The organism is Helicobacter rodentium ATCC 700285, assembly GCF_000687535.1.
In the GTDB taxonomy this organism is placed as follows: Bacteria; Campylobacterota; Campylobacteria; order Campylobacterales; family Helicobacteraceae; genus Helicobacter_D; species Helicobacter_D rodentium.
Map to the genome: position 1 here is coordinate 131,072 of NZ_JHWC01000002.1, position 16,053 is coordinate 147,124.

A 16,053-nucleotide genomic window follows, 5' to 3' on the forward strand; every position below is an offset into this window, starting at 1 on the left:
TGGAATCCTCTCTTTACTACAAAGATTCATTTTGTTTATCAATTACAATGATAGCTTTTATAATGTTGAATCCAAGATTTCTTGCAAAGAGTTTTTTAGTGCAAATTCTTTAAAGGGTAGAATGTGGTAGGGTGTGCCTAGGTTCTCGCCACATTCTTTATCGTTTAGCGATAAAATCAAGAAAGTATCGCAAAATTCGCGCTCTTTAATGATTTTGTTTAAACGCATTTGGAAAGATTGCCCTTGAATAAAAGGCATACAAAGAATCCCAATGGATAAAGAGGGTAAATAAAAATCTAGTTTATCTGTGTAAAAGATTGTTTCTTTGAAGTGATAAAGTAATTCCAAAAAAACCATATTTTCAAATAATAATGCAAAATTTCGCTCATAAGAAACGCAGTTTTTTAGTGTGAAATCCCAAAAATACAATTTTTTGGGTGCGGATTGATGTTCAAATTTTGTAAGCCAAAACAAAATTTTGTTTTCATTTAAGTTTTTGCAGTATTCATAAAATCTATCCTTGGATATTTTCTTTTCTTTTTTGAGTTTTGTAAAGATTTGGTAAATAGAGACTTTCTGTCCTAAATGCAAAATAAGGTTTTGTAGAATCCAAAAGTTAGTAGAATCTCCTGCAAGTATTTTTAAAAATTCTGCCTTTTTGTATTCGTTGAGACTTTCTGATTCCAATAAATTGCCGAATTTCAGATAAAGATTCAAGCTATCATTTGTAGAGATTTTGTGTATTTGCGTAAATTCTTGAAATGTAATGGGTGGAATCTCTACAAGGGAATAGGTTTTATCTATCAAAGGAGATTGCGAAATGATTGTAATTTGCGGTATAAAAGCAATCTGCTTTAAAAGTGTGGGTGAAAAAATAGAAAACTCAAAATGGTCTAGGATTAAAATATCAATTTTTTCTTTTTGGAGAAAATTTGGCAAAGAATCTAAAAAATTATAATGGTTAAGATGAGAATCCTTTAAGTTAAGATACATTTTTTTTAGAGTATTGAATTTTGTTTTAGTATAGTAGTTTAAGATGGCTTCTGTTTTGCCAATGCCTCTAGCACCATAGACACAAGTTTTTTTGCCTAAATTTAAGGGTATATTGCGGTGAATTTTACTTAAATTTTTGGGATAAGATTCTAAGATTCTTGTTAATTCCATAGCTACACTTTCTTGATTTTCTCTGCAAAATTATAGCGCAACCTTCATTGGATTTAGCTACCTTGCTTGTGTGGTATAATCTCATATTCAAAAGGAAAAAAATGAAAGCAAAAATTTTATTACTTGAAGATGATATGGCATTGCAAGAAATTATTGCTGAATGTTTAGAAGAAGAGGGTTATGCCGTGGTATGTTGCAATAATGGCATAGAGGCAACAAATAAAGCGTATGAAGAGAATTTTGATATTTTATTGCTTGATGTAATGGTGGAGGGGCAAAGTGGCTTTGAATCCTTGCGCTCTCTCCGTAAAAGTGGCAAAGAAACACCCGCAATTTTTATCACTGCCTTAAATTCTCTAAAAGATCTTGAAATTGGTTTTAAAAGTGGGTGTGATGATTATTTAAAAAAACCCTTTGAATTATCCGAATTGTTGCTTAGAATTGAGGCGCAACTAAAGCGGAGAAAGAAATTAGAGATTTTTGAGTTTGAAAATGGATATAGTTTTGATTGTGCGGAGGAGATTTTGTATTATCAAGGCGCAATCGCAAAAATTCCAACCAAAGAAAGAGAATTATTGAAAGTTTTATTGCAAAATGAGGGGCATTTTATAAGTTTGGAGCAAATTTATTCTTTGCTTTGGAAATATGATGAAGAACCAAGCGAACTTAGTCTGCGCGTGTATATTAAAAATCTGCGTCAAATTGTTGGCAAGGAGCATATTATTACAAGGCGAGGCGAGGGCTATTGTTACAAGCTGAATGTGAGCAAATAATGGAAGAGAGAAAAACGGCATTAAAAATCTTAACGCTTTATATCTTAACAAGTTGTATCTTTTTGGGAATTGTCTTTTATGGTTGGTATCAGAAAGAAAAAGCGGCAATTTTAGAATCTAAAGTTGCAATATTACAAGAAAATGCACACGCTTTAATCGTCAATCTCTATGAAAGATTGCAGACGGATTCTAAGCCTATTCAAACATTATTTGATGACACTTCTAAAGATTTTCAAATCCCTTTTATGATAGCGTCTAGTGCAGGGGAAATTATTTTTAGCTCCTCATCTCTTGAAAAAAATAAGATAAAGATGAATGCGATTCTATCCACGCAAGAAAAGCAATTTGCATTCACGCACAATAGACATCGCTACGATAAAATAGCAGTCTTTGGGGATACGATGTATTTAATTACGCAACCTATGGGAAGGAAGTTTTGGCTTCTATTGCACCAAAAGTCGCAAGAGAATGAGGAATTAAACAAAGAATCCCAAGCTTTGAATTTACAGACAAAGGAGAGATTGTATTTGATTTTTCTTGTAGGCGGGGTTCAAACGGAAATTTATGAGCTTTTAGGCTCAATGTTTGGATATTTTTTGGTAGTATTGGTTGCTATTAGTGTTGTGGCTTATTTTTTGGTTTCGCTTAGTTTGAAACCTTTGAGAAAAAAAATACAATCATTAGATGCTTTTATTAAGGATTCTACACACGAGATTAATACACCTCTAAGTGTTATTTTAATGAGTGTGGAACGCATAGGAGTAGGAGATTTAAGTCAATCGCAGAAGCGTAAATTTGAACGCATTGGACTTGCGGCGAAAACCCTAAGCAACATTTATCAAGATTTATTATTTTATAACTTTTGGGATACAAAAGAATTAAAAATAGAAAATATCACAATGGATATGCTTTTGAAAGAAAGACTTTTGTATTTTGAGCCTTTCTTTCATCAAAAAAAGATTCAAATAGAGTTTATGTCAGAGGATAATGTGCGACTTAGGGCAAATACTAGTCATATTGTGCGAGTGGTAGATAATCTCTTGGACAATGCGTTAAAATATACTCCCAATGGAGGTTTAGTTAAGGTTCAACTTGGTAGGGATTTTTTGAGTATTCAAGACAATGGGTGTGGAATCCAAAAGAAAGACTTAGAAAAAATTTTTGAACGATATTATAGGAGCAATTTGCAACAAGGGGGATTTGGAATCGGACTTGCACTTGTAAAGAGGATTTGTCAGATGTATGGGATAAAAATTGTTTGCCATTCTCAAGAGGGTAAGGGAAGCGAGTTTGTGCTAAGGTGGTAGTCAATATTGCAGAGATTCTGCAAAAGATTAGACTTAATGGATTATGACGAAAAGCTAAAGCTTTTCTCACAATGGCAAAACCTACCACCTCGTCATTGCAAGGAATAGACGCAGTGAGAGACAAAGCAATCTATAATCTTATATTAAATAAGGCAACGGAACTCTTAAGATCTTGGGTCGGCTATTTTGCCTATAATAGCACTTTTAGCTGCAACGGCGGAATTAGCAAGATAGACTTCAGAGTTTCTTGCACCCATTCTACCGACAAAATTGCGATTGGTGGTGGAGACGCATCTCTCATTATCGCCTAAAATCCCCATATATCCGCCAAGACAAGCTCCACAAGTTGGGTTGGAGATGAGCGCACCTGCTTCAAGGAGAATGTCAATATAGCCTAATTTGTGTGCATCTTTATAGATTTGCTGTGTGCCGGGCGTTACGATAAGGCGCACATCAGAATGCACTCTTTTGCCTTTTAGAATCTCACTTGCGATTCTTAAATCACTCAAGCGTCCATTGGTGCAACTCCCGATAAAGACTTGGTCAATTTTCAAATCGTCTTTCACGGCTTGTGAGATACTTTTGCCATTGCTTGGTAGGTAAGGATAAGCAATCACGGGTTCTAGCTTACTTACATCAATGGTAATGGTGCGCGTGTAGGAAGCATTGGAATCGGAGAAAAACTCTTTTGGCTTGGTGCGTAAATTGGGACGACTTGCTAAAAATTCGCGCGTAATGGAATCTGGAGCGATGATTCCGCTTTTTGCACCGGCTTCAATCGCCATATTGCAAAGTGAGAATCTATCGTCCATACTCAAGTGTGCAATTGCATCGCCACAAAATTCTAAGGCTTGATACAACGCGCCATCTACACCGATTTGGCGGATAATTTCCAAAATCAAATCTTTGCCATAGATATGTGGTGCGGGTTTGCCGATAAACTCTACTTTAATGGAATGTGGCACTTTAAACCAATTTTTGCCCGTAATCATTGCATAGGCTAAATCCGTGCTTCCCATACCGGTGCTAAATGCGCCAAGTGCGCCGTGTGTGCAGGTGTGAGAATCCGCTCCGATAATGACATCGCCACTGACAACCAAGCCCTTTTCTGGTAAAAGCGCGTGTTCAATTCCCATATCCTTTTCATCAAAGAAATTTTTAAGCTTATGCTTTTTAGCAAAGTCTCGGCTGATACGCGCTTGGTTTGCGCTTGCAATGTCTTTTGCAGGAATGAAATGATCCATTACAATGCAGAATCCATCGGGATTTGCAAGTTTTTGCGCTCCACTCTCCTCAAAAGCTTTGATAGAAAGTGGCGTTGTAATGTCATTGCCAATAACCATATCAATAGGGGATTCTACAATATCCCCTGCATACACTTCTTTGCCCGTGTGGTGTGAAAAGATTTTTTCTGTGATTGTTTGTTGCATTGTAACTCCTTTTAACATTGGATTTGTGTTTTAAAATAGTCTTGAATCCTTAGGATTTCTAACTTTTGCGCATAAAAGCTGTTAGGGTTTGCTACCAAATAAGCACTGACTTCCATAATGATTTCATCAATTTTGAGATTATTTTGACGCATTGTATCGCCTGTTTCCACTAAATCCACAATCGCATCTGCCATTCCTACAAGTGGTGCTAACTCAATAGAGCCATAAAGTTTGATAATTTCTACACTCATTGCTTTTTGAGCAAAGAATTTTTTGGTAATATTTACCATTTTTGTTGCAATTTTTAGATTGGGATTGGAAAAGTCCATTTTGTAGTGGTTTGGAGAACCAATAGCAATTTTGCATTTTCCAAATTCTAAATTTAGTAAGCGGACAAGAGAGTTTTGCTGCTCCTCTAGCACATCTAATCCCACTACACCAATATCGGCAGCTCCTCGTTCTACATAGATTGGAACATCTTGATTCCGCACGAGCATAAATTCAAAATTCCCTTCTGTTAGAATCAGTTTGCGGTCTTTGAAACACAAAGGTTTATTGATGAAACTTTCAAAAATTTGCAGTGTTTTATCTGCGATTCTACCTTTTGGAAGTGCAACTTTTATCATACATAAATTCCTTGTGAGGTAAAGTTTTCATTGATGGCTTTTTGCATTCCTTTAAAGACAAGCAAATCATCATAAAAACAATCTTTAAAGAATCGCGAGAGAAATTTTCCATCGCCACCCGTGAAATGAATTTTTTTGTTTTTAGAAGTTTGTTTAAGCACTAATACAATAGAGTTTAACATACCATAACTTACGGCATCACGTGTATTTTGGGGAAAGGTATCTAAGCCCACTGCTAAGTTCATTTCGTGATCCAATACAGAAATGCTACTAAACATTTTGCGGTATTGCGCGATTCCGGGCATAATAAATCCTCCTAAATGGATACCCTGCTGCATCACATCTACCGTGATAGCACTCCCAGCATCTACAATCACTCCATCGCTAATGGCTTTACAAGCTGCGATTCTATCAATCCCTAAACCTTTGTAGGTGGTATCAATGTTCATATAAGGCGTCAAATCAAAGCAACGAGGATGTGCATAAAGCAAGGCATTTGTTGAATCTTCATTGACGCTAATATACATAATAAGCTCTTTAGAATCTTTAGGCGTTAGTTTGTTTTTTTCTTCTTTCCAAATTCTGCCGCGATAATAAAAATGCAAGAATGTATTGCCAATATCACAGAGAATCATTGTGCCTCTATTCTACTTTTAAAATTTTATTGCCAATAAAAATTTCGCGCATACCAGAGAATGTAGGCTCATCAATTGTATCTGGAAGTGTGAATACTGCACTGCTTTGTAATGTATCATCTAATGTAATAAGATACCCTTGTGTTTCTAAAATGACGATATTTCTTCCGTGATTAGCGGCGGTAAAGTGAGCAAAAGGAAATTTAACGCGATGTTTTTCATTTAAGTCTTTATCGGTTAAGATGACTTCCCCTTCGCTAGTAAAAATAAAGATTCTATCTTCAAAAAATAAAATATCTTTAATATTCGCATTGAATGTACTAATGACGCTTGGGCTAACAGATATAATGCGTTTAGGAGTAGCTGCAACCATACGATTCCCAATTGCTTCTAAGAAGATGACATTGTTAAAATATTTATCACCATTTACAACAATATTACGAATCATTTGCATATTGTTCCTATCTATAATTACAAGTTTTCCATCTAGGGTTGGCACAATTACAATATCACTTAAAAAATAAGGTGCAGCAATGAGCGTATTGCTTGTGGGGGCTAATGCACTATCTTGCTTGTAGGCGATTTGACCTCTGTTTAAATCGTATAGCACAAAAGTATTGTTATCAAAAATTACCGCAATGAGTTGCCCATTCATAGAAGCACTAATGGGAGTATTGTCAAAAGCGATAGAAGTTTGTGTATTGGTTTCTTTATCAATAAGCAAAAGGGTTTGATAAGCTCCAGCTAGATAATAATCTTCTGTTTGATTAAGGTATCGTGTGTCTTGTGGTAGAAATACATTTGGAATTTCGGAATATTTTGTGATAAATTGCCCATTTTTTAATGTTGCACCATCACGCACGATAGAAACTATGGGAGAGGGAATAGAACCGCTAAATGAGACTGCGCCTTTGATTTCATCTTCTTTGGGCTCAAAATAATACTTGGAGCCACAACCGCTAGATATAAACAATAATGCAGTAAGACAAAAAATAAATAGAATCTGATGTTTAATAGAATTATTTACCATTGTTAATTCCTTGAATGCTTAAGTGTTCAAGCGCGTTGGCAAAGTCTCTCACGGGGGAATCGTTTTGGATTTTGGATAAAATCACTTTTGCCTCTTGTGTTTTACCTGCTTGAATTTCTAAAAAAGCAGCCTGTAAATACCCAAAGTCGCCAGATTCTTTGGAATCTAGTGCGTTTAAATTTTGACTTAAAGACGCATTTTGTAATTTTGAAAATTGTGCAATAATGGAATCTTTGGAAGATTCCAAAGTCTTTAAAGTTTTTTCGTCATTGGTTTTTAATGCTTCTTGAAAAAGATATAAATCGTAAAGTTTGCTTTTAGAGTTTTGAAGCGCAAGGAGCGCATTTTCATCGCCCTTTAAAGCCTTTTTGTAAAGACTAGAAATCTCTTGTTGTTTGGTTTCTTGGTAGTAATTATTGCCCATATAGCCAAAAATTAATACAAGTATAATAATTGTAAGCGCAATGAGTGTAGTTTTATACCGCTTAAACCAACTTTCAAAACGGATAAGACCTTCTAACATTTTTTCATCGTTATTCATTTCTTCTTTAATGAAATCTACATTTTGTTTTAAACTCAAAATTTCTCCTTCATCGTAATGATTTGTATTCTATTTGCCTGTGCTTCCAAATCCGCTTTCACCGCGTTTGGTTTTATCCAATACTTTAACTGACTTAATCTTAGCTCTTTTGATTCTGCAAAATACAGCTTGTGCGATTCTATCGCCTACATTAATCTTGAAATCTTCTTTGCCTAAATTCATTAAAATAACTTTGATTTCTCCCCGATAGTCTGAATCAATTGTTCCGGGTGAATTTAAAATTGTAATTCCATATTTTAAAGCTAAACCGCTTCTTGGGCGCACTTGCACTTCGTGATTTTTAGGAAAACTAAAGCTAAGTCCCGTAGGAATCAATGCCCATTTACCTGCCTCTAGGGTTACATTTTCACTAGAACAAAGGTCAAAACCCGCAGCTTCTTTGCTCTGATAATCCGGTATCACAGCACTTGGAACTAATTTTTTAATTTTTAACTTTGCCATAGAAAAACCTAAAATTGGATTGTTTTATAACAAATATCTAAGATTTCATAATCCACTCGCCCTTTTGGTAGAGTAACACTCACTTCATCGCCCACGAATTTGCCCAAAAGCTGCTTTGCTAAAGGTGAATTGTATGAGATAAGCCCTTTTTCTGGATTGCTCTCTGTCGCACCCACAATGGTATAGGTAAATTGCTCCTCACTCTCCAAATCCTCTAGCTTAATGGTGGAGCCAAAACTCACTTTATCGTGCGTTAAGGTTGCAGGATCAATCACGCGCGCTTCTGCAACGAGTTGCGTTAGCTCATTAATCCGCGCGTCTAAAAAGAGTTGTCGCTCCCTTGCTGCGTGGTATTCTGCATTTTCTTTTAAATCCCCGTGTTCCCTTGCGGTATCAATTTCAATAATATTTTTTGGTCGTTCAACTTCTTTTAGGTTTTTAAGTTCAGTAATTAATTTATCATAGCCATATTTTGTCATAGGCTCCATAGGATTTCCTTAAGAGTAAAATAATTTAGATATAGTAAAAAAAAGAGAGTTAAAAAGCCCTTTATTTTTATAAAATTTTTGTGAAATTTTTGATTTTTTTTGCACAAGATTCTGCGCTACCATTGGCTAGGTACTCAAAGAGAATCTTTTTTTGTTCAAAAAAATGATGATAATCAAACAAGGTATAGGCGTTTTTCAGATTTTCTACTTGGACATTGTTTTGCAAAAATTCTGGAATAATTGGAAAAGTAGCGGGATTGGGATTGTTCTTTGGAGAATTAAAGTAATGAAATTCTAAGAAAATATTGGCTAGTCCTATGTAATTTAATCGCACTAAAGCTTTGGCAATAAGGTAATCTAAAGGCTTTGCTTTGTAGGCTAGAATAGTTGGAATCCCAAGCAAGGTGGATTCTAAAGTTGCAGTTCCACTACACACAAAGGCAAATTCGCTTTTTTTTAATCCAAGATAAGTATCAAAAGAGAGTTCAAACATACTTAGGTCGCCATAAATTTTTGTTAAATCGCATTGATTAAAAGCTTTAGGGATAATTAAAATTACATTTTTGCCTTGAGATTTTAAGATTTTAGCAAGTTTTTTAAAAATTGGAAAAAGTGTGCGGATTTCACTCTTGCGAGAACCGGGCATAAAAGCTATGTTTTGTGTATTTTGTCGCGCATTAAAAGAGTAGGGAATCTCATCAAGTAAAGGGTGTCCCACATAAGTAATGGGAGCAGTTTTGGGATAAAAGTCCTTCTCAAAAGGCAGGATTCCCCATAATTCATCGCAAATTTCACTTAATATTTGCGCACGTTTGGGTTTCCAAGCCCACACTTGTGGCAGGATATAATAAATGATGTATGGTAAGTTTTGTAAATGTGTCGTGGAGGCAAGTTTGCGAATTGCTTGAATCAAAGGAATGTTAAACGAGGAGGAATCCATAAAGAGCGCAATATCACACTCAAGAGCAATATGAGCTAGTGTGCGTTTGGCTTTGAAGAAATTAGGAATCAGTTTGAGTGCATCAACAAATCCCATAATGCGAAAAGAATCTGGATTATAGACATTTTGAAAGTTGTCTTGAATGTCAGGGATTCCACCTTTATCCTCTTTGAGGGATTGTTTTAATAATGTGCTATCAAAAATTCCATAAAGAGTAAAAGGAATCCGCATTTGTTGCAAAGATTTCAGCAAATTAACCAAATGCAGGTTTGCCGAATATTCTATGGCGGAGACAAAGAGTTTTAATGTTTTCATAAAGTATCTTTCAAATACATTTATTTTTGTTTCATCTTGTGAGAATCTTTAATATCCTCTGATGGTTTTTGTAGGTCTTGAATTTCTGAATCTAATTTTAAAATCTGCAAATCCATTTCTTTGAGTTTAGCTTTTAGTTTGATAAGCAAGTCAAAAAATATAGTAGCAGATTCTAAAGTTACATATTCTTTGGCAGGGTTAGCTAGTAGGCGTTGGTGTTTCTGATAAGAAACTTCTAGCTTTTGTAAGGCTTTGGGACGCACAAGAGAATTTTTTTGCAATAACTCTTTTGCGGAGCTTAGAATCTCCTTTAGTGTTTGAGATTGTTTGATAAGGGTTTTGGGATTTGATATGTTAGAATGCAGTGGTTTATCATCAGAATCTAAGGATTGAAGTTGTTGCTTTTTTGATGCAATTTCTTCTTTTAATGCTTTGTTTTTCTGCTCTAACTCTTTGTTTTCTGCCAATAACAACGCATTTTTTGCGGATATATCATTAAAGGATTCCATTAAAGAGGCTTTATCTTTTTTTAAAGCATCAAATTCTTCGTTAAAACGTTTTTTTTCTTCTTCAAAAATTGTGTAAATTTGCCACGATTCTTTAATTTCGTCTAGTTTTTTAGTGAGTTCTTGTAGCGCGGAATGGTTTAACATTAACAATCCTTATGATTTTTAAAAAACCAAAGAAAAGCAAACATAATTCCCGATGTTTTGGGATAGGATTCATCTAAAATAAAATCATAAGCTTCTTTTTTGGGAATAAACACCACCTCAATATTTTCATCATCTACGCCACCCCCCTCATTTTGATAACACGATTCATCAATGGTTGCAAAAAAAAGCGTTTGCTTACTTCCAGCAAAACCAACAGAGCTATAAAATTCTGTAATTTTATGGATATTTTCTAAAGGAATCGCATAACCGCATTCCTCTAAGATTTCTTCTTGCGCAATTTCTTGAAGAGACTTTCCCTCTTTGTCTGTAATTCCTGCACAAAGCTCAAAAGTGTAACCCAATTCAACTTTGAGATGAGAAGTTTGACGTATATTTTCTTTAAGATAAACTGCGGGACGAAATTGCTTAACCACCACAAAAGAATCTTTTGGTTTATGGTAGAGCAGAATCGCTACACTATCGTGTGCTTCAATGATGTCCCAACTGCGTTCCTTGCCGTTTTCACAAAAAAGCATACGTTTGGGTTTGATGTATTTAGAATTCTCACAACTGCAAAAGCGAATGTTGGAAATATCTTTAGGTTGCATTAGTTAAAATTCTTATCGTCTGCATTAAGATAAACAATGTAGCCATCTTGCATCTTTTTGAATGGGGTTTGATTTTCAATACCCTCTGCTAAGGCTGTATTTAATGCTTTTTGATAAGCTTTTGCTGTGATTAAAAACCCCTCTTTTTCTTTGCCTTGAAGCTTGGAGTGAGCAATTTTTAAGTGTTTTACAGGATTTACGGCACTGCCATTTTTATAAAGTCCAAAATGCAAATGTGGTCCCGTGCTAAGTCCCGTGCTGCCCACCGTTCCGATTTGTTTTCCTTGTGCGACACTGACTCCTGTGCGGATTTTTCTGTCAATTTTGTGCATATGCGCATAAAGTGTTTTGTATCCATTTTCGTGTTGAATAATTACCGTTTTTCCATAACCGCCTTTAGTTCCAGCAAAGATTATCTTTCCTTTTCCTGCTGCGCGGATAGGAGTATGACGCGGTGCTGCGTAATCTGTTCCTAAGTGAGGGCGTTTATATCCAAGAATTGGGTGTTTTCTCCCCATAGAAAAATGGGAAGAGATGCGTTTGTAGTGTAAGGGGATTGTGAGTAAGTATTTGCTTAAATTGTTTCCTTTCAAATCATAAAATTGCCCATCTTCGTGGCGAATAACATATTGATGACGTTTGCCAATATTTAAAATAGAAGCTTTAATGTTGGGTGAGCCAAAATTTTTTCCTAAACGATATTTACGCTCATAAATGATTGCTAATTTATCGTTTTTTTGTACTTCACGGCGAAAATCCACACTTCCTTTGTAGGCGTGGATAAAATCACCTGCTAGAAATTTGTCTCCTGTGAGCTTGATAATATCATTATAAAGAGAGTTTTCAACAGAAAGCGCAATTGTACGTTCTTCTGTAAAATAAGCCACAGGAATTGCTCGCATACCATAGGACTCCCCTTGCTTGAATATGTGGAGTTGGGAATTTTCATTAATAGGAATGAGGGCTTGAAGCAGTTTGGAATCTTCATAAAGCGTATAAAAAGTGCTACCACTGATAATTTCATCTGCAAGTTCTTTATCCTCTGGAGCTAAATCATAATAAACTTTTAAAGGAATCCTATTTTTTTCAAAAAATGTAAGAAGAGTTTGTCCTTGTTCCCATTGGGATTCTTGAATGTTTGCTGCATTGGCACTCAATAGACCAAAAGCACTAAAAACACAAAAGGTTTTACCAAAGTTTTTGAAAGAATTTTTAAGAAATTTTATTTTAGAAAGATTAAGAAAACGCATATTTTTATCCTATTATCTTTTGTTTTATGTCTATATTTTTTAGGGAAAAAGGATTATAGCACAAAAGGTGCGTTTTGATACAAAAAATATAAAAATTTACTATATTTTTAAGAATAAAAATGTAGGATTAGGATTTAAAAAGCATTTTTTATGAATTTTAAGGAGCTAGAATGAAAGATTGGTTTGTGCCATCAATGGGCTTTGGACTCTTTATTTATTTTATGCTTTTTGTGATTTTGTATGCAATTAAAATTGGCGGTCCTGATGTTCCACTATATGGTGATGGACAACAAATTGCTCCACCAAAATCCGATACAGAGAAGTTTTTACAAGATGTTTCAAAAAGTGTTAGAGAATCATTTTAGTTTTTTGTAAAATAGCCGATATTATTGGAAATATTTTTTAGAAAGGAGAAAAGATGATTAGTCATTTGATGAGTAATTCGGCTTTTTCAAGCGCGGTTAATCAAGTGAATAATAAAAATACTTCACAAATTAACAATACTAAAAATGAATCAGTCAGTGAAAAACCTCAATCAGTACAAAGTGCTAAAGATTCTAGTAATGCTAGATTAGAAGAAATTAAATCTGCTATTAAAAATGGCACTTATAAATTAGATTTAAGGGGGAGTGCTGAAAAGTTGGCACAAGAATTGCTTAGATAGGAGATAAGTCTATTTTTAGGAGTTATCTCATGTCTGTGCAGTTTTTAAAAGATGCTTTAGAGGATATTAAAGCACTCATTGCGATTACAGAGCAAGATATTGCGGATATTAAAAACGCTAACAATGAAGCTATTTTTGCGAGAATCCCTCAAAAAGAGGAATTAACCGCATCTTTCATTCGCAAAAAAGAAGCCTATGCTAAAAGTATAGAAGAGCGTCTGCGCACGGAATACCCCAATGCAACCTTAGAGGATTTAACCTATGAGGATAAGCAGAGTTTACTAGGAGAGGGTGCTAGTGAATGCACCGCTGAATTACACGACCAATTAGAAATCCTAAAAAATCTTAATTATCGTTTTGGCAAAATGTCTTTAGCGGTTTCTGAATTTTATACCTCGCTATTAGGAAAAATTGTTCCCGTTGAAGAACGTGGTTACAAAAAACAAGCTTTAGGTAATGCATCTTTTTTGCATACCGAAGTTTAAAAAGGGGGTAGGTTATGGGTGGTTTGCTTTCATCTTTAAATACCCCATATACCGGTTTAACCGGACATCAAGTAATGGTGGATACAACAAGTAACAATATTGCAAATGCGAATAATGAATTTTATTCAAGACAGGTTGTAAGAAGCGCAGCGGAAACCCCACTTTGGAAACAAAACTATGCTTTGGGACAAGGGCTTGACATTTTGACGGTGGAACGTGTGCATGATGAATATAGCTATATGCGTTACAAAAAAGCAGCTTCAGAAAAAACTTATTATGATACAAGTTTTGCAGGACTTAGAGAAGCTTCTTCTTATTATCCTGAAATTGATGGAGTAGGGATTTATAACGATTTGCAGAATTATTTTAATGCTTGGAAAGATTTATCTACTAAGGCAGGTGATCCAGCACAAAAAATTGCATTAGCAGAACAAGCTAATACATTATCTAAAAACATTCAAGAAACACGAAAATCATTGGTTTATCTTCAACAACGATTAAACGACGAAGTTAAAGTTGCAGTGGAGGAAGTGAATCGTCTAGCAGAACAAATCTCTATTATTAACAAGCAAATCAATGAATATGAAAATCAAGATTTATACAGAAAAGCAAATGATTTGCGGGATTTGCGCGACCAATATGAATTTGAAATCAACAATTTAATTGGTTGTAGCGTCTTTAAAGAGGAAGTGAAAGGCAGTTGTGCAAATATAAATATTGCGGATTTTGATGAGGATTACACTTTGACTATTGGGGGAAGATCTATTGTGGATGGGGAATCTTTTCACCCTCTAACTCTTGATAATTCTCAAAATGAAAGTGGAATCTATACTATTAAATATTTGCGTAGAGACCATAAGGAATACAATTTAACCAATGTATTAAATGAGGGAAAGGTTGGAGGTCTTTTGGATTTGATTCGCACCGATGAAGTTTTTAATTGTCAAGGGACTTTAGGAAAGTTGCAGGTTTATATTAACGACTTGGATACTTTTGCGAATGGAATCATAGAAGCAACCAATAATATTTATGCGCAATGCTCCCAACTAGGTGCGCGTAGTGATAAGCTTTATATTAACACGCAAGATGCACTAACGACAAGTGGTTACAATGTGCGTGAGGGGAGCTTTAAAGTTGTAATGTATGATAAGCAGGGCAACGAATTAGGAGCGCGTGAAGTCAAGATAGATAATCTTACGAATATGCAAAGCGTGATTGATCAGCTCAATGCAAACCTTGACGATAATTTAGATGGCAATGCCTTGAATGATTTTGATGATAGATTCCAAGCGACTTACAACAACGATACGCAAACTTTTGCTATTACTTCTAAGAATCCTTCAGAGGAAATTTACATTTCCATTCAGGATAATGGGACGAATTTTGCCGGTGCATTTGGCGTGAATCGTTTCTTTGATGGTAACAACGCAAGTAATATAGAGTTAGCGAATGCTTATCGTGAAGATCCAACCTTGATACGCGCTTATCGCGAAGCGGTAAATGGTAACTTTGAAGTAGCCAATATGATGCAACAACTTCAATACGATAAAATCACCTTTACAGATGTCTATGATAGGGAGGAGAGATATGAGACGATTAGTGGGTATTTCCGTTTTATTGCAAGTAAGGTCGCTTCACAAACAGAGGGAACGCAAGTAACGCAGGAAACCAAAGAAGCAGTGTATAGTTCAACCAAAAAAGAATACAAGGCGATTTCAGAAGTTTCCGTAGATGATGAATTGGTGAATCTCATTAAATTCCAAACAGGTTATAGCGCAAATGCAAAGATGATTTCAGCTATTGATGAAATGATTACCACTCTCTTAGGCATTAAGCAATAGAATCTGCATAAGGATTCCTTTGTCGCCTAAGCTACCCTTTTTTGACACACCCCTAGAAATTTATTACAATCCTTGGCACGGCTGTGTGCGCTTTAGTGAGGGTTGTAGGAATTGCTATGTTTTTGCAATAGATTCCATTATTGGAAAAAACGCTAAGGAGATTTATAAAACGCGTAATTTTTATTTGCCTATTGCCAAAAGACGCAATGGAGATTATAAGATTCCAAGTCATTCAAAAATTTGGTTATGTTTTAGCAGTGATTTTTTGCTAGAAAGTGCTGATGAATGGAGGGATCCTGTATGGAAAATGATTGCAGAGCGTCAAGACTGCACTTTTATATTTTTCACCAAGCGCATTGCAAGATTTAGAGAATGTATCCCTAGTGGTTGGGGTAGGGGGTATCCTAATGTGATTGTGGGTTGCAGTGTGGAATCCCAAAAAGAAGCTAATGCGAGGTTGCCTCTATTTTTGGAATCTCCCATTCTAACGCGTTGGATTATTTGCGCACCGCTTTTAGAAAATATTGACTTAACGCCTTTTTTGGATTCTAGCAAGATTGCAGAAGTTAGTGTAGGTGGAGAATCGGGATTGAATGCTAGAGTGTGTGATTTTGCTTGGGTGCTGTCTTTACAACGACAGGCAAAACTTGCAGGAATTACATTCCGTTTTCATCAAACAGGCGCAAATTTCATAAAAGATTCCAAGCTTTATAGGATTCCAAAGAAATTACAAAGGATTCAAGCGCAAAAAGCAAAGATAGATTGGATTTCTGATAAATGAAGACAAAATCTAAGTATTTAA

At 35.4% G+C, this 16,053-nt stretch carries 19 protein-coding genes; 7 read left to right on the forward strand and 12 right to left on the reverse strand.

Translation table 11 applies throughout. The annotated features are described in order from the left end of the window. Positions 1-57 precede the first annotated feature (57 nt). Entirely contained in the window at positions 58-1,164 is a 1,107-nt protein-coding gene (locus BS85_RS0102240; protein WP_026943377.1) for an ATP-binding protein, read from the reverse strand. Between the two features lie 101 nt (positions 1,165-1,265). Here BS85_RS0102240 and BS85_RS0102245 point away from each other — a divergent pair, with 101 nt between their 5' ends. Continuing rightward, positions 1,266-1,937 carry a response regulator transcription factor gene (locus BS85_RS0102245; RefSeq protein WP_026943442.1) on the forward strand — a complete coding sequence of 224 codons (672 nt, stop codon included), beginning with the start codon at positions 1,266-1,268 and terminating at the stop codon, positions 1,935-1,937. Continuing rightward, positions 1,937-3,244, forward strand: coding sequence for a sensor histidine kinase (locus BS85_RS0102250; protein WP_034550969.1), 1,308 nt, complete (start codon positions 1,937-1,939; stop codon positions 3,242-3,244). The genes BS85_RS0102245 and BS85_RS0102250 overlap by 1 nt, the downstream gene beginning before the upstream one ends. A gap of 164 nt (positions 3,245-3,408) precedes the next feature. On the opposite strand, the gene BS85_RS0102255 is transcribed toward BS85_RS0102250, so the two are convergent. From BS85_RS0102255 to BS85_RS0102305, 11 genes are all read right to left on the reverse strand, one after another. Next, positions 3,409-4,674 (reverse strand): 3-isopropylmalate dehydratase large subunit, encoded by a 1,266-nt coding sequence (locus BS85_RS0102255; protein WP_026943379.1) that lies wholly within the window; start codon positions 4,672-4,674, stop codon positions 3,409-3,411. An 11-nt stretch (positions 4,675-4,685) separates the two neighbouring features. After that, a complete protein-coding gene (gene hisG / locus BS85_RS0102260) occupies positions 4,686-5,300 on the reverse strand; it encodes an ATP phosphoribosyltransferase (protein ID WP_026943380.1) in 615 nt (204 codons plus the stop codon). Further along, positions 5,297-5,935: a type III pantothenate kinase gene (locus tag BS85_RS0102265; protein ID WP_026943381.1), complete on the reverse strand. Its 639-nt coding sequence runs from the start codon at positions 5,933-5,935 to the stop codon at positions 5,297-5,299. Before BS85_RS0102265 ends, hisG begins: the two co-directional genes overlap by 4 nt. A 7-nt stretch (positions 5,936-5,942) precedes the next feature. Next, positions 5,943-6,965: a PQQ-binding-like beta-propeller repeat protein gene (locus BS85_RS0102270; protein WP_026943382.1), complete on the reverse strand. Its 1,023-nt coding sequence runs from the start codon at positions 6,963-6,965 to the stop codon at positions 5,943-5,945. Next, on the reverse strand, positions 6,955-7,545 hold the full coding sequence (locus tag BS85_RS0102275) for a tetratricopeptide repeat protein (RefSeq protein WP_026943383.1): 591 nt from the start codon (positions 7,543-7,545) through the stop codon (positions 6,955-6,957). Before BS85_RS0102275 ends, BS85_RS0102270 begins: the two co-directional genes overlap by 11 nt. Before the next feature lie 30 nt (positions 7,546-7,575). Beyond that, positions 7,576-8,007: a dUTP diphosphatase gene (gene dut / locus BS85_RS0102280; protein WP_026943384.1), complete on the reverse strand. Its 432-nt coding sequence runs from the start codon at positions 8,005-8,007 to the stop codon at positions 7,576-7,578. Positions 8,008-8,015: 8 nt separating this feature from the next. Beyond that, positions 8,016-8,495, reverse strand: a complete 480-nt coding sequence (greA, locus tag BS85_RS0102285; protein ID WP_026943385.1) for a transcription elongation factor GreA — start codon at positions 8,493-8,495, stop codon at positions 8,016-8,018. A 67-nt stretch (positions 8,496-8,562) separates the two neighbouring features. Further along, complete coding sequence (lpxB, locus tag BS85_RS0102290) at positions 8,563-9,750, reverse strand: lipid-A-disaccharide synthase (protein WP_026943386.1); 1,188 nt, start codon at positions 9,748-9,750, stop codon at positions 8,563-8,565. 20 nt (positions 9,751-9,770) lie between these two features. Beyond that, positions 9,771-10,403 (reverse strand): 30S ribosomal protein S19, encoded by a 633-nt coding sequence (locus BS85_RS0102295; RefSeq protein WP_026943387.1) that lies wholly within the window; start codon positions 10,401-10,403, stop codon positions 9,771-9,773. Continuing rightward, the gene (locus BS85_RS0102300) at positions 10,403-11,011 is read right to left on the reverse strand and encodes an NUDIX hydrolase (protein ID WP_034550972.1); all 609 of its coding nucleotides are present in this window, start codon (positions 11,009-11,011) and stop codon (positions 10,403-10,405) included. The genes BS85_RS0102295 and BS85_RS0102300 overlap by 1 nt, the downstream gene beginning before the upstream one ends. Beyond that, on the reverse strand, positions 11,011-12,261 hold the full coding sequence (locus BS85_RS0102305; RefSeq protein ID WP_026943389.1) for a peptidoglycan DD-metalloendopeptidase family protein: 1,251 nt from the start codon (positions 12,259-12,261) through the stop codon (positions 11,011-11,013). The genes BS85_RS0102300 and BS85_RS0102305 overlap by 1 nt, the downstream gene beginning before the upstream one ends. A gap of 170 nt (positions 12,262-12,431) precedes the next feature. Here BS85_RS0102305 and BS85_RS0102310 point away from each other — a divergent pair, with 170 nt between their 5' ends. From BS85_RS0102310 to BS85_RS0102330, 5 genes are read left to right on the forward strand one after another with little or no spacing between them, the layout of a single operon-like run. Continuing rightward, positions 12,432-12,626: a hypothetical protein gene (locus BS85_RS0102310; RefSeq protein WP_026943390.1), complete on the forward strand. Its 195-nt coding sequence runs from the start codon at positions 12,432-12,434 to the stop codon at positions 12,624-12,626. Positions 12,627-12,679: 53 nt separating this feature from the next. Then, on the forward strand, positions 12,680-12,925 hold the full coding sequence (locus tag BS85_RS0102315) for a flagellar biosynthesis anti-sigma factor FlgM (protein WP_026943391.1): 246 nt from the start codon (positions 12,680-12,682) through the stop codon (positions 12,923-12,925). Positions 12,926-12,954: 29 nt separating this feature from the next. After that, complete coding sequence (locus tag BS85_RS0102320) at positions 12,955-13,410, forward strand: hypothetical protein (RefSeq protein ID WP_026943392.1); 456 nt, start codon at positions 12,955-12,957, stop codon at positions 13,408-13,410. Between the two features lie 14 nt (positions 13,411-13,424). Then, positions 13,425-15,251, forward strand: a complete 1,827-nt coding sequence (gene flgK, locus BS85_RS0102325) for a flagellar hook-associated protein FlgK (protein ID WP_026943393.1) — start codon at positions 13,425-13,427, stop codon at positions 15,249-15,251. Between the two features lie 19 nt (positions 15,252-15,270). Continuing rightward, a complete protein-coding gene (locus BS85_RS0102330; RefSeq protein ID WP_084310127.1) occupies positions 15,271-16,032 on the forward strand; it encodes a DUF5131 family protein in 762 nt (253 codons plus the stop codon). Positions 16,033-16,053: the final 21 nt, after the last annotated feature.